The following is a 14,489-nucleotide window of genomic DNA, read 5'->3' on the forward strand; positions in this document are numbered from 1 at the left end:
TTAGATGAAATGTGATTTAGATCACATTTCTTTTTAGATTAAATCGCTATGATCTCTCTCGGATTTTAATTTTATTATTTTTTATTTTTTGAGGTGAGTATATGAGTAACGTACGTGTTGAAGTGGATTTATTAGGCGAAAGAGAAGTGCCTGCTGATGCTTATTGGGGAATCCACACATTAAGAGCAGTTGAGAATTTTAATATTTCAAACAACACTATTTCCGATGTACCGGAATTTGTTCGTGGTATGGTGATGGTTAAAAAAGCGACTGCCTTAGCAAACGGCGAATTAGGTGCAATTCCGAAAAAAATTGCAAAAGCCATTGTAGAGGCTTGTGACGAAATTTTAGTTAAAGGTCGCTGTATGGATCAGTTCCCATCAGATGTCTATCAAGGTGGGGCGGGTACATCAGTAAATATGAATACCAATGAAGTAGTAGCGAATTTAGCGTTAGAATTGCTTGGATATAAAAAAGGCGAATATAACGTGATTAATCCAATGGATCATGTGAATGCAAGCCAATCAACCAATGATGCGTATCCAACCGGTTTCCGTATTGCGGTCTATAACAGTATTTTACATTTAATTAAAAAAGTACATTACTTACAACAAGGTTTTGAAGCTAAAGCGGAAGAATTTAAAGGCATTTTAAAAATGGGTCGTACCCAATTACAAGATGCCGTACCAATGACAGTTGGTCAAGAATTTAAGGCTTTTGCGGTACTATTGGAAGAAGAAGTGCGTAATCTAAAACGTACTGCTGAATTATTATTAGAAGTCAACTTAGGTGCAACGGCAATCGGTACTGGTTTAAATACCCCAGAAGGCTATTCTCAATTAGTAGTTAAACACTTAGCAGAAGTAACTGGTTTACCATGCGTATTATCAGAGAACTTAATTGAAGCGACTTCAGACTGTGGTGCTTATGTAATGGTTCACGGTGCGTTAAAACGTACAGCGGTTAAACTTTCAAAAGTATGTAACGACTTACGTTTATTGTCATCAGGCCCACGTGCCGGTTTAAATGAAATCAATTTACCAGAATTACAAGCAGGCTCTTCAATTATGCCGGCGAAAGTAAACCCAGTAGTGCCAGAAGTCGTGAACCAAGTTTGCTTTAAAGTAATTGGTAACGATACGACAGTTACCTTTGCAGCAGAAGCGGGTCAATTACAATTAAACGTAATGGAACCGGTAATCGGTCAAGCAATGTTTGAATCTATTGATATTCTTGCTAACGCTTGTGTAAATTTACGTGATAAATGTATTGACGGTATTACTGTTAATAAAGAAATCTGTGAAAACTTCGTGTTTAACTCAATCGGTATCGTGACTTATCTTAATCCGTTTATCGGTCACCATAACGGTGATATCGTGGGTAAAATCTGTGCAACAACCGGCAGAGGCGTGCGTGAAGTGGTATTAGAACGCGGTTTACTCACAGAAGCGCAATTAGATGATATTCTTTCAGTTGAAAACTTAATGAACCCGACTTATAAAGCGGAGAAATTTACTGAAGAAGAGTAATTAAATAAATAGACAAGCGGTTGAATTTGCGAGATTTTCTGTAAATTCAACCGCTTGTTTTTATCTAAATATTTCAATAATTATTGAAATATAAACATAGAATGTTATAATTTTTACTATGAATATCGAACACGCAAGTCAAGTATTTGGTACGCTCAATTCACCGATTAGATTGCAAATTTTTCAGATGCTTGCTGCTCAAGGCAGTAAAGGAATGATTGCTGGAGAATTGGCTAAACAATTGAGTATCGCACCGAATAACCTTTCTTTTCATCTAAAAACATTGGCTACCGCCGGCTTAATTCATAGCCGGCAAGCGGGTAGATTTGTGCATTATTATGCAAATTTAGCACTTATGATGGAGCTGGTGGCTTTTTTAACCACGAATTGTTGTAAAGAAAGCAATGATCCGAATTGCAAATTTTGTGGGTAAAATACCTACAAAATTTTTTACCTTAACATTTCAATAGGTATTGAAATATTGGAGAAAATATGGAAAAAGTGACAATTTATCATAATCCCAAATGTGGTACATCTCGTAATACATTAGCGTTAATCCGCCACTTAGGCATTGAACCAACGATTATTCACTACCTCGAAACACCTCCCGATGAGGTTACACTACGAAACTTAATTTCAGCAATGGGGATTTGTGTGCGAGATCTGATTCGGACGAATGTACCTCCTTATGAAGCATTAAATTTAAGCCGTATGGAATTGAGCGATGACGAACTAATTGCTGCGATGCTTGCTGAACCGATTTTAATAAATCGTCCGATTGTTATCACAAGCAAAGGTGTTCGACTTTGTCGTCCGTCTGAAAAATTCTTGGAAATATCACCGGTTTCATTGGATAAACCTTTTGTTAAAGAAGATGGTGAAATAATTAATAATTTAGAAACAACTTAGAGGTAAGAATTTTTTATGCAACAAACCTTAAAACAACAATGGTTTTCTAATATTCGAGCTGATTCCCTTTCCGGGCTAGTCGTTGCACTAGCTTTAATTCCTGAAGCGATTGCTTTTTCCATTATTGCAGGTGTAGATCCGAAAGTCGGTTTATATGCATCATTTTGTATTGCTGTGGTAATCAGCTTTGCCGGTGGACGACCGGCTATGATCTCGGCAGCTACCGGTGCAATGGCGTTAGTTATGGCATCACTAGTGAAAAGTCACGGTTTAGAATATTTATTGGCTGCCACTATTTTAACTGGGGTGATTCAAATTATTGCTGGGTTATTAAAATTAGGTTCATTAATGCGTTTTGTTGCACGAGCAGTAGTAGTTGGCTTTGTAAACGCACTAGCGATTTTAATTTTTCTTGCCCAATTACCTGAGTTAACCAATGTTACTTGGCATACTTACGTACTGGTTGCGGCGGCATTGGGAATTATCTATCTTTTCCCTTATTTGCCTAAAATCGGCAAAATATTGCCATCACCTCTCGTTGCGATTGTTGTACTGACTATCGTTAGCTATTTTATGGGGCTAGATGTACGTACTATAGGAGATATGGGGGAATTACCGGACAGCCTGCCGGTTTTTTTATTACCGAATATTCCGCTTAATTTAGAAACGTTATTAATCATTTTGCCTTATTCGTTAAGTTTGGCTGCAGTCGGTTTGCTTGAGTCATTAATGACGGCAACCATTGTTGATGAAATGACCGAAACAGAAAGCGATAAAAATAGAGAATGTAAAGGGCAAGGTATTGCCAATATTGCTTGTGGTTTTATGGGCGGTATGGCAGGTTGTGCCATGATTGGTCAATCGGTTATCAATGTAAAATCCGGCGGAAGAACACGACTTTCTACCTTTTTAGCCGGTATTTATTTATTAATTATGGTTGTGTTTTTGGCGGATATTCTAAAAATTATCCCAATGCCAGTATTGGTTGCGGTAATGATTATGGTATCAATCGGTACATTTAACTGGCAATCAATTAGAGATTTAAAAACGCATCCGATAGGCTTTAATGCAGTAATGTTGGTTACGGTATCCGTAGTAGTTTATACCCATAATTTAGCATTAGGCGTTTTTGCCGGCGTATTACTTGCAGCATTGTTCTTTGCCAATAAAATCGGACGTTATATGCTGATTAAACCATTACCGACAGAGAATGATTCTGTGCTTGCATACGGAGTTATCGGACAAGTATTTTTTGCCTCGTCTGATGATTTTATTAATAGTTTTACTTATGACAATCCGGCAGTTAAGCAAGTGAGTATCGATCTCACCCACGCACATTTTTGGGATGTTACGGGAATCGCAGCTTTGGATAAAGTGGTACTTAAATATCGTAAAGTTGGTGTAGAAGTTGAAGTATTCGGTTTAAATGAAGCAAGCCAAACGCTTGTTGATAAATTTGGCGTACATGATAAATCCGAAGATGTCGATATTGTATTTAATCATTAATAAGGGAATAAAATGGGGATCTTTGAGCGTTTTTTAACAATTTGGGTTGCCTTAGCTATTACAGCTGGAGTCGCATTAGGTGTATCATTTCCGCAAGCGGTCGAAAAAGTAGCATTATTGGAAATCGCGCATATTAATTTGCCGGTAGCGGTATTAATTTGGCTGATGATTTACCCGATGATGATTCAAATTGACTGGTCTGCAATCAAAGATGTGGGTAAAAAGCCGAAAGGTTTAGCGATGACAATCGTAGTAAATTGGTTAATTAAGCCGTTTACAATGGCATTAGTCGGCTGGCTATTTTTCCGCTTTTTGTTTGCTTCATGGGTTGAGGCACAAACGGCTCAGGAATATATAGCCGGTATGATTTTACTTGGTGTTGCACCTTGTACCGCAATGGTTTTCGTTTGGTCTCAATTAGTAAAAGGAGACCCGAACTATACTTTGGTGCAAGTATCGGTGAATGACATTATTATGATTTTCGCTTTTGCACCGATCGCAGGTTTTCTATTAGGGGTGAGTGATATTACGATTCCTTGGGAAACATTGTTATATAGCACGTTACTTTATGTGGTACTGCCGTTAATAGCAGGTAGTGTCACTCGCAAAATTTTGCTGAAATCCAACCGCTCTATTTCCCAATTTGGTAACAAATTAAAGCCATTTTCGATGATGGGATTGATCTTAACCGTAGTGTTATTATTTGCATTCCAAGCAGAAACAATCTTAGCCAATCCGCTGATTATTGTTCTGATTGCAATTCCATTATTAGTTCAGACATATGGTATTTTCTTTCTTAGCCATTTACTCTCGAAATGGTTAAATTTACCGAAAGAAATTTCTGCGCCGGCTTGTTTAATCGGTACCAGTAACTTCTTTGAATTAGCGGTGGCTGTTGCGATTTCATTGTTTGGTTTACATTCCGGCGCAGCTTTAGCAACGGTCGTTGGTGTGTTGGTTGAAGTGCCGGTTATGCTGTCGTTAGTCTGGTGGATTAATCGTCATAACGCCTAAAAGAAAAGCGGTCGAGTTTGCAAAATTTCTGCAAATTCGACCGCTTGTTTATGGAAGATTAGCTATTGCTAATGCTTAATTGGTCATTTTGATAGTCCACCACAACAGGGCTATTCGGTAATAATTTGCCGCTTAAGATCTGTTGTGCAAGTGGATTTTCAAGCTCTTGCTGAATTGCACGTTTAAGCGGTCTTGCACCGAATAATGGGTCAAAGCCGGCGTTGCCGATATGGTCTAATGCCGCATCGGTAACTGTTACTACGTAACTGCGTTCCGCAAGGCGAGCGATTAAACGTTGTAACTGAATACGAGCAATCGCACGGATATGTGCTTGACCAAGTGGGTGGAACACCACAGTTTCATCAATACGGTTGATAAATTCAGGACGGAAATGTTGTCCTACCACTGACATTACCACTTCTTTCATTCCAGCATAATCTAATTCCGGATTTTCTTGGATTAAATGTGAACCTAAGTTTGAGGTCATAATCACTACCGTATTGCGGAAATCGACAGTTCTGCCTTGACCATCAGTTAAACGACCGTCATCCAACACTTGAAGTAAGATATTAAACACGTCCGGATGAGCTTTTTCTACCTCATCAAGTAACACAACAGAATATGGACGGCGGCGGACAGCTTCAGTTAAGTAACCGCCTTCTTCGTAACCGACATAGCCCGGAGGTGCGCCGACTAAACGAGAAACGCTATGTTTTTCCATAAATTCCGACATATCGATACGTACCATCGCATCAGGATCATCGAAGAGGAAATTCGCCAAAGTTTTGCAAAGTTCGGTTTTACCAACCCCGGTCGGACCAAGGAATAAGAACGAACCAATCGGACGATTCGGATCTGATAATCCGGCACGGCTACGGCGAATTGCATTTGCCACCGCTTCCACCGCTTCATTTTGCCCGATGACACGACTGTGTAATACTTCTTCCATACGCAACAGTTTTTCTTTCTCGCCTTCCATCATTTTTGAAACCGGAATACCGGTCGCTTTTGAAAGTACTTCTGCAATTTCTTCATCGGTGACTTTGGTACGAAGTAGCTGATTTTCACCACCTTCTTCCTCACATTTAACCGCCTCAGCTAACTGTTTTTCTAATGCCGGAATTTTACCGTATTGTAATTCGGACATTTTCTCGAAGTTACTTTCACGGCGAGCCTGATCCATTTCAATACGGGCATTTTCTAACTCAGTTTTGATATGTTGCGTACCAAGTAGAGCAGATTTTTCCGCTTTCCAAACTTCTTCCAATTCAGAATATTCACGCTCACGAGCGGTCAGTTCTTCATCTAATTTTGCAAGACGTTGGCGACTTGCTTCATCTTCCTCTTTTTGTAACGCTTGGCGTTCCAATTTAAGTTGAATAATACGGCGTTCAAGTTTATCTAACGGCTCAGGTTTAGAATCGATTTCCATACGTAAACTGGATGCCGCTTCATCAATTAAATCAATCGCTTTATCCGGTAATTGGCGATCACTAATATAACGATGTGAAAGTGTTGCTGCCGCTACAATCGCAGGGTCAGTAATTTGTACGTGGTGGTGGATTTCATAACGTTCTTTCAAGCCACGTAAAATTGCAATGGTATCTTCTACAGTTGGTTCATCCACTAATACTTTTTGGAAACGACGTTCAAGTGCCGCATCTTTTTCGATATATTGGCGATACTCATCTAGCGTAGTTGCCCCAACGCAATGTAATTCACCACGAGCAAGAGAAGGTTTGAGTAAGTTACCGGCATCCATTGCACCGTCTGTTTTACCCGCACCTACCATAGTGTGAATTTCATCAATAAATAAGATAACCTGACCTTCTTCTTTGGCTAATTCATTGAGTACCGCTTTTAAACGTTCTTCAAATTCACCACGATATTTTGCACCGGCAATTAATGCACCCATATCGAGGGAAAGTACACGTTTATTTTTTAATCCTTCCGGCACTTCACCGTTGACAATACGTTGTGCTAAACCTTCTACAATAGCGGTTTTACCAACACCCGGTTCACCGATTAATACTGGGTTGTTTTTTGTACGGCGTTGTAAAACTTGTACCGCACGGCGGATTTCTTCATCACGACCGATTACCGGATCTAACTTGCCAGCTTTGGCTCGCTCGGTAAGATCAATCGTATATTTTTGTAATGCTTGTCTGGTTTCTTCTGCGTTTTGATTATTCACGGTTTCTCCTCCTCGAATTTGGCTGATTGCGTTGTTTACTTTCTCTTTAGTTAAGCCAAATTGTTTTAATAATTTGCCTAAATCGCCGTTATCGTCCAGTGCGGCAAGCACGAATAACTCCGATGAAATAAAGCTATCGCCGAATTGTTGTGCCAATTTATCAGATTGATTTAACAGGCGAATTAATTGTTGTGACGGTTGGGTTGTACTGCCGGATACGGTCGGTAAGCGGTTTAAAATTGTCTCTAATTCACTCAAAATACGTTGCGGTTGCACATTGAGTGCGGTAAATAGTGGGGCGATAGAACCGTCTTGTTGTTTAACTAATGCATACAGTAAATGTGCCGGTTCAATGTAGTTATTATCTTTTCCGATAGCTAACGATTGTGCTTCTGCGAGGGCTTCCTGCAGTTTGGTCGTAAATTTTTCGAAATTCATATTTTTACTCCTAAATTTCATTAATCTGTATCGAGCAAGATTTATACTTGCTTCAACATTGTAATAAATGGAGCTAGTCAAGATTATTTCAAGTAAAAATGTGAAAAAGATCACAAAAAATAAATTAGTACCTCGTTGTAGGTATTAAAATGGCGTATATTTGATTCTTGTCAATAAAAGTTAGATAGATTGTTTTTAGAATGTTATTAACGTAACGAATTAGTTACTTTTGTATTTTAAGAAAAGCAACAAGAGGTCAAAAATGAAAAAAACAGTATTAGCAGCAGTATTAGGTAGTGTGTTATTAGCCGGTTCAGCAATGGCGCATCAAGCGGGCGATGTGATTTTCCGTGCCGGTGCGATTACAGTAGATGCTAACTCTAGCTCAACGACAAAAACCGCAGTAGATGTAGATTTAAAAGTAAAAAATAATACTCAATTAGGTTTAACCGGTACTTATATGTTTACGGATAATATCGGTGTAGAACTATTAGCAGCAACACCATTCTCACATAAAATCCATGCAAATGTACCTGCACTTGGTTTAGGTTTAGGTCGTGTAGCTATTGTTAAACAACTTCCGCCAAGTTTATATGCTCAATATTACTTTGGTGATGCAAATTCAACATTCCGCCCGTATGTTGGTGCAGGTCTAAACTACACTCGTTTTTATCACGCTAAATCAACACATTCGGCAGTAACCGATCTTAAAGTGAAAAAACACTCTTTTGGTCCAGTAGCGAATGTGGGTGTAGACGTGAAATTAACTGATAATATTTATTTTAATGCGGCAGCATGGTATACACGCATTAAAACAACAGCGAATTTCAAAGCGTTAAATTTAGATCACGAAGTGAAATTAAAATTAGATCCAGTTGTTTATTTTGCTGGTTTCGGGGTTAGATTCTAGTAGAACGATAATTGGAAACAGAAGGGAGCTTTTAAAGCTCCCTTTTTCGTGGTAAGAAATGATTCAAAAATAACCGCTTGTTAAGCACAAAAATGTAGGATCATTTTGGTGAGTAATTCTCGGGTCGGCTCAATAAATTTCGTTTCTAAAAATTCATCTGGTTGATGAGCTTGCTCAATGGAGCCAGGACCTAAAACGAGAGTCGGGCAGAGTTGCTGAATAAAAGGTGCTTCGGTGCAATAGTTTACCGCATCGCATTTTTCGCCTAACAGCTTTTCAACCACTTGTACCACTTGTGCGGAATGTTCACACTCATAACCAGGAATACCGTCGTGCAGGTGATGAATCTCAATCAGATCACCGTATTGTTCCAACATCGGTCTTAGATTCTCATTGACCATCGCATATAAATCTTCAACCGGCAGATTTGGCAATGGACGCATATCGAATTGCAATTCACAACAGGCACAGATACGGTTAATTGCATCACCGCCGTGGATATTGCCGAAGTTCATTGTTGGATATGGCACTTTAAACAGATCATTATGATATTTTTCACGTAGCTGATTACGCATATTCATTAGATAACCAGTCGCTTGGTGCATTAATTCAATTGCATTAATGCCACGATCCGGATCGCTAGAGTGACCACTTTTTCCGGTAATTCTCACCGCTTCGCCAACATGTCCTTTATGCGCTCGAATCGGTTTTAAGGAAGTCGGTTCACCAATAATCGCACAATCGGGGCGAATATGTGTATTTTGAGCGAAGGTTCTGGCACCAAGCATCGTGGTTTCTTCATCGGCAGTAGCTAAGATACGCAACGGTTTAGTTAATTTACTTAAATCAAGTTGGCTAAGCACATCGACAATAAAAGCAAAAAAGCCTTTCATATCCGCTGTACCTAAACCGTAGAATTTACCGTCTTGTTCGGTTAACGCAAATGGATTAAATGTCCATTTCCCTTCGTCAAATGGCACGGTATCGGTATGACCGGCTAATAATAGACCGCCTTCACCTTCGCCGTAAGTAGCTAATAAATTATATTTATCACGGCTACCTTCCACTCGAATAATCTCTGTTTTAAAACCGAAATCGGCAAGCCAAGTTGCTAGTAATTCGATAAGTTGTTTATTAGATTGATCTTCCGCCGCTTCCAAACTGGAGATAGTTGGAATTGCAATTAAATTGCGGTAACGTTCGATAAATTTTGTGTTTGCCATAATATTTTCTCTTTTTATTTACGTTTTAACATTGCTAGACCGGCGAGGATTTCCCAAATCATAATGGCATAAATGGCAACACGTTCCAGTATTGGCGTTAACATATTCGGCAAAAAGATGGTAATCAAGACGCAAAATATACCAATCAGACCGGCTTGGATACTGAAACGGCGTAGCCAAATAAGTTTCGGTTTTACAATATCAATACCAGCCATCAGAATAGCAAGATTACCAAATAAATAGGTTAAACTTGCTCCTAAATTTTGCAGACCGCCGGCAGTCATTTTGCCTTGTGATGAAGGTATTAAACTCATACCAATCGTAAAGAAAACCGCAAAAATCAGTGCTAATAACCAATATTTACGGCGAGATAGTTGTAGCAGTACAGCAAGATATGCAATGGCAAAACCTAGCCCTTGAAGACTGAATACCGCATTCATCACTTGATATAACGGTGAGAACGTATTGGTTTTGCCATCAATTACTGCCCCAAACGGAAGTAATAATTCCAACACCGTATGGCGAGGGTAAGTAATTAATGATGACTCACTAAATAATGCGGATACAAATTCTGCAAAAATATAGAATACGCCCATAAATGAAAGCAGAGCAGAGAGTAAAATTACGGTAGAACGTGTGCTACCTCGAATAATCGGGTGCATTAAAAATGGATAAAAGGCAACGCCGAATGACCCGTTACTGAAAAATTTTTGTAGTTGATGAGATACGTCAACAATTTTATTTGCAAAAAATTTTAGAAAAGCGACCGCTTGCTTAACCAATGTTGTTTTCATACGAATGCCTAAAATTAATTTGTAAGAAGAGAATAAATTGCACCGATAAAGAGCAGGCTAATAAGTAACAATAAACCTTTTTCTAAAGGATTTAAGTTAAGTTTTTCGCCGTTTTGTTTACGTGAATAGAAAAAGAGCAAAATGCCCGGCACATATAATACCACTGATAACAATAAGTAATCTAACCCTGCGGCATACACAATCCATAAACCATAAATTGATGCCATTGCACCGGTTAATTTAATATACCAAGCTTCATTTTGTTTTATCGCTACTTTGAGTAAATAAGCCCCGACTAAGAAGTAAGGCACTAAAATCATTGTAGTTGATAGCTGAATCAACATACTATAACCTTTGCCGGTAAACAGCACTAAAAGTAAGCTAATTTGAATAGTAATGTTAGTTAACCATAAGCCAGCTATCGGAGTGCCATTGATATTTGTGCGGTTTAATAATTTCGGGAATACTTTGGTTTTTGCCGCTTGGTAAGGGATTTCCGATGAAAACATTGTCCAGCTCATATAAGAAGCCAGTACGGAAATAATTAAGCAAAGTGTAATAATAATCTTACCGCTTGCCCCAATCATATGTTCCATTAAACCTGCCATAGATGGATTCGGCATTTGTGCGATCACTTCACGAGGCAAAATACCGAGTGAAAGCACAGTAATCGCAACATATAACACTAATGTAATCAAAATCCCTAAAATGGTTGCTAAGCCGACATCACTTTTCTTTTTTGCGTGTGCTGAAAGCACCGAAGCCCCTTCAACACCGACAAAGACCCAAAGGGTAATCAACATAGTATTTTTGACTTGCGTTAACGTATTTTTTTCTAGTGTTGCTCCGCTGAAATCTTGTACAAATTGTTCAGGGGAGAAGAACCAAATGGCCAAGCCGATAAACAAGAAGAGCGGTAAAGTTTTAACAATTGTCGCAACTAAATTCACAAAGGCGGCTTCTCGGATACCTCGGGCAATCAGATGATGAATTAACCAAACAATTACCGATGCACCTAAAATCGAAGCAACGGTATTACCTTGTCCAAAAATGGTATAGTTTTCGCTATCAATGAAAGTCCCCACACCTTCAAAAGCCACGACCAAATAGCCAACGCTGCCGATTGCCGTACAAAGCCAATACCCCCAAGCAGCTAATCCACCGACTAAATCCCCAAAACCTTCTCGAGCGTAAGTATATACGCCACCCTCCAATTCCGGTTTAATACGAGATAGAAAAAAGAAAGATAAGCCTAAAAAAATGATACCAATACCGGTAATTAACCAACCGATTAATAATGCTTTCGCACCGGCTACCTCCGCCATATTTTGCGGAAGGCTAAAAATGCCTGAGCCGATCATCGAGCTAAGCACCAAAGCAGTTAATGAAAAAAGACCGATTTTGCCTTTTGACATAAAATGTCCTTCTTATAATTGTTATTCACACAAATTGCATAATTTAGCATAAAAATAAAAAATCCCCTAATGTATAAAACACAAGGGGATGATGAATGTTAGCTCCAATCAACGTTAGTAAAACTATTATAAACCGCCCAAATAAATAAGAGTCCGATTAAGAGTAATAAGATTTTTTCAAATGTTGTTAAATTTAAGGTTTTGCCTTGATGTTGATAGCGTGAGTAAAGGAATAAAGCAATGCCCGGTACATAGAGGAGTACCGATAATAATAAGTAATCTAACCCTGCCGCATAAACAATCCATAAACCGTAAATCGATGCGATAAAACCTGTTAGTTTGATATACCACGCTGAATTTCGTTGGAATGACAGTTTCAATAAATATGCACCGATTAGGAAATAAGGCACAAGGATCATTGAGGTCGAAATCAGCAATAATGCGTTGTAACTTTTACCGGTTAAAAGCACTAAAAATAAACAGAATTGCACCACAAAACCGGTAAGCCAAAGTGAATTAATCGGCACTTCATTCGCATTGAGCTTATCTAAAATTTTCGGGAACGCGCCATTTTTAGCACCACGATAAGGTACTTCCGCTGAATACATTGTCCAGCTGACATAAGAGGCTAATACCGACACAATTAAGCAAAACGTAATTAAAATCTTACCGCTTGAGCCGATCATCGTTTCTAATAAACCTGCCATTGATGGGTTTGACATCTCAGCAATGGTTTCACGTGGTAAAATACCGAGAGAAAGCACGGTAATTGCAATATATAAAACCAATGCGATAAGAATCCCAAGTACGGTAGCTAAACCTACATCACTTTTCTTTTTAGCGTGAGCGGATAACACAGACGCACCTTCCACACCAGTAAATACCCAAAGGGTAATTAACATCGTGTTTTTTACTTGTTCCGACACGCTGTTATTTAATGCCATACCTTGTAAGTCTTGGCTAAAAGTTTCGCCTTTAAAATACCAAATTGCCAAACCGATAAATAATACGAGCGGGAACACTTTTACAAACGTTGCAATCAAGTTTACCGTTGCTGCTTCTTTAACACCGCTAGCCACCAAAGCGTGAACTAACCACACGATAATTGAAGCACCGATAAAAGAAGCCAGCGTATTACCTTGCCCGAAAATAATATTCGATTCAGTATCGGTAAATGAGCCGATTCCCTCAAACGCTACCACTAAATAGCCAACAATCCCGATGGTTGCACACAGCCAATAACCCCAAGCGGAGAGAAAGCCGACTAAATCGCCAAAGCCTTCACGTGCATAAGTATAAATACCACCGTCTAAATCTGGACGCAAACGAGAAATAAAGAAGAAAGAAAGTCCGAGAAAAATAATCCCAATGCCGGTAATGATCCAGCCGAGAATTAACGCTTCACCGCCGGCGACCGCCGCCATATTTTGCGGCAGACTGAAAATTCCAGAACCGATCATCGAACTGAGTACCAGAGCGGTTAAGGAAAGTAACCCAATTTTTTTGTTTGACATAATTGCCCTTATTTTGATGTTGTGCTTGATACAAGCGGTTAAATTTTGCAGGTTTTTTGCAAAAAAATTGCCAATTTTGACCGCTTATTCGGTTATTTTAAATTTTTAGCCAGAGTGTTGATATATTCGATTCCGATACCGCAACAGCCGCCGACAATGGTTGCGCCTTGTGCCGTCCATTTTTTTGCCCACGCAAGATAGGCTTCAGGGTCTAAATCTTTACGCACGTCGTCTAAACCGTCATTAGCGGTTGCATCTTTCGGTTGAGGAGCAAACGCATTTGCATATGCACCGGTTTGGATATGTGTCGCATTTTTGGCTGTTAGAATAGATTGGGTTATTGCTAGTGCTTGTTCAATCACTTCCGGCTAGCAGCAGTTAAATAAAATCGCATCAACGCCTAATTCCACCATTTTTTCAATCGCAAGGGCTACTGGTTCACCAGAGCGTAATTGTGGCTCGGGCGTTGGCTCATCATCAGTTAAAGTAAACGAAACCCAAAGCGGACGGTTATCTTTTGGTAATAACGGCTTAATCGAAGTCGGTTCGATAATCGCACTTTGTGTTTCACATAACCAAATATCAACATAAGGTGCAAGCCCGTCAATAATCGGTTGAGCAATTTCGGCAAAACGATCTGCTTGAATCAAATCAGCACGGTAAGATCCGAACATTGGCGGTAATGAACCGGCAATTTTTGCAGATTTTCCGCTATTTTTAACCGCTTGTTTGGCAAGACGACCGGCAAGATCTGCAAGCATTTTACCGTCCGCACTAAAACGTTGCTCACCGATATGAAACGGTACAACTGCATAGCTGTTGGTTGTAATCACTTCTGCGCCGTTTGCGATAAAATCTTCATGTACTTGTTGCACCGCTGACGGTTTTTCATAAAGCGATAAAGCCGACCATTCCGGCTGTTTAAAAGGTGCGTTTAAACGCATTAACTCACGGCTCATACCGCCGTCTAGGATTGTGATAGACATAATGATGATTCCTGAAAGGTAAAAAGATAATAATGATAAGCGAAATATTTAAGAGGG

11 protein-coding genes and 1 pseudogene are annotated in these 14,489 nt (G+C 39.3%); 6 read left to right on the forward strand and 6 right to left on the reverse strand.

What is annotated here, in order from left to right; all coding sequences use genetic code 11:
- The first annotated feature begins 101 nt into the window (after positions 1-101).
- The 5 genes from aspA to arsB all read left to right on the forward strand — a co-directional run bounded on the left by aspA (position 102) and on the right by arsB (position 4,958).
- A complete protein-coding gene (gene aspA, locus NYR60_RS01385; RefSeq protein WP_279467339.1) occupies positions 102-1,529 on the forward strand; it encodes an aspartate ammonia-lyase in 1,428 nt (475 codons plus the stop codon).
- Positions 1,530-1,647: 118 nt separating this feature from the next.
- The gene (locus tag NYR60_RS01390) at positions 1,648-1,962 is read left to right on the forward strand and encodes an ArsR/SmtB family transcription factor (protein ID WP_279467341.1); all 315 of its coding nucleotides are present in this window, start codon (positions 1,648-1,650) and stop codon (positions 1,960-1,962) included.
- A gap of 59 nt (positions 1,963-2,021) precedes the next feature.
- Entirely contained in the window at positions 2,022-2,438 is a 417-nt protein-coding gene (gene arsC / locus NYR60_RS01395) for an arsenate reductase (glutaredoxin) (protein ID WP_279467343.1), read from the forward strand.
- A 15-nt stretch (positions 2,439-2,453) separates the two neighbouring features.
- Complete coding sequence (locus tag NYR60_RS01400) at positions 2,454-3,944, forward strand: SulP family inorganic anion transporter (RefSeq protein ID WP_279467344.1); 1,491 nt, start codon at positions 2,454-2,456, stop codon at positions 3,942-3,944.
- Positions 3,945-3,956: 12 nt separating this feature from the next.
- Positions 3,957-4,958, forward strand: a complete 1,002-nt coding sequence (gene arsB, locus NYR60_RS01405; RefSeq protein WP_279467345.1) for an ACR3 family arsenite efflux transporter — start codon at positions 3,957-3,959, stop codon at positions 4,956-4,958.
- A 58-nt stretch (positions 4,959-5,016) separates the two neighbouring features.
- On the opposite strand, the gene clpB is transcribed toward arsB, so the two are convergent.
- Positions 5,017-7,590, reverse strand: coding sequence for an ATP-dependent chaperone ClpB (gene clpB / locus NYR60_RS01410; RefSeq protein WP_279467346.1), 2,574 nt, complete (start codon positions 7,588-7,590; stop codon positions 5,017-5,019).
- A 262-nt stretch (positions 7,591-7,852) separates the two neighbouring features.
- Between clpB and NYR60_RS01415 the strand changes: the two genes are divergently transcribed.
- The gene (locus NYR60_RS01415) at positions 7,853-8,500 is read left to right on the forward strand and encodes an OmpW/AlkL family protein (protein WP_279467347.1); all 648 of its coding nucleotides are present in this window, start codon (positions 7,853-7,855) and stop codon (positions 8,498-8,500) included.
- Between the two features lie 80 nt (positions 8,501-8,580).
- Here the strand turns inward: NYR60_RS01415 and argE are convergent, their stop codons facing one another.
- The 5 genes and pseudogenes from argE to NYR60_RS01440 all read right to left on the reverse strand — a co-directional run bounded on the left by argE (position 8,581) and on the right by NYR60_RS01440 (position 14,432).
- Positions 8,581-9,723 carry an acetylornithine deacetylase gene (argE, locus tag NYR60_RS01420; protein WP_279467348.1) on the reverse strand — a complete coding sequence of 381 codons (1,143 nt, stop codon included), beginning with the start codon at positions 9,721-9,723 and terminating at the stop codon, positions 8,581-8,583.
- A 14-nt stretch (positions 9,724-9,737) separates the two neighbouring features.
- Positions 9,738-10,517, reverse strand: coding sequence for a permease (locus NYR60_RS01425; RefSeq protein WP_279467350.1), 780 nt, complete (start codon positions 10,515-10,517; stop codon positions 9,738-9,740).
- Between the two features lie 14 nt (positions 10,518-10,531).
- Positions 10,532-11,932 (reverse strand): basic amino acid/polyamine antiporter, encoded by a 1,401-nt coding sequence (locus NYR60_RS01430; RefSeq protein WP_279467351.1) that lies wholly within the window; start codon positions 11,930-11,932, stop codon positions 10,532-10,534.
- Positions 11,933-12,030: 98 nt separating this feature from the next.
- On the reverse strand, positions 12,031-13,446 hold the full coding sequence (locus NYR60_RS01435) for a basic amino acid/polyamine antiporter (protein ID WP_279467352.1): 1,416 nt from the start codon (positions 13,444-13,446) through the stop codon (positions 12,031-12,033).
- Positions 13,447-13,538: 92 nt separating this feature from the next.
- A pseudogene (locus NYR60_RS01440) lies at positions 13,539-14,432 on the reverse strand (homocysteine S-methyltransferase family protein).
- Positions 14,433-14,489 lie beyond the last annotated feature (57 nt).

Origin of the sequence: Actinobacillus genomosp. 2 (assembly GCF_029773605.1) — a bacterium.
In the GTDB taxonomy this organism is placed as follows: Bacteria; Pseudomonadota; Gammaproteobacteria; order Enterobacterales; family Pasteurellaceae; genus Actinobacillus.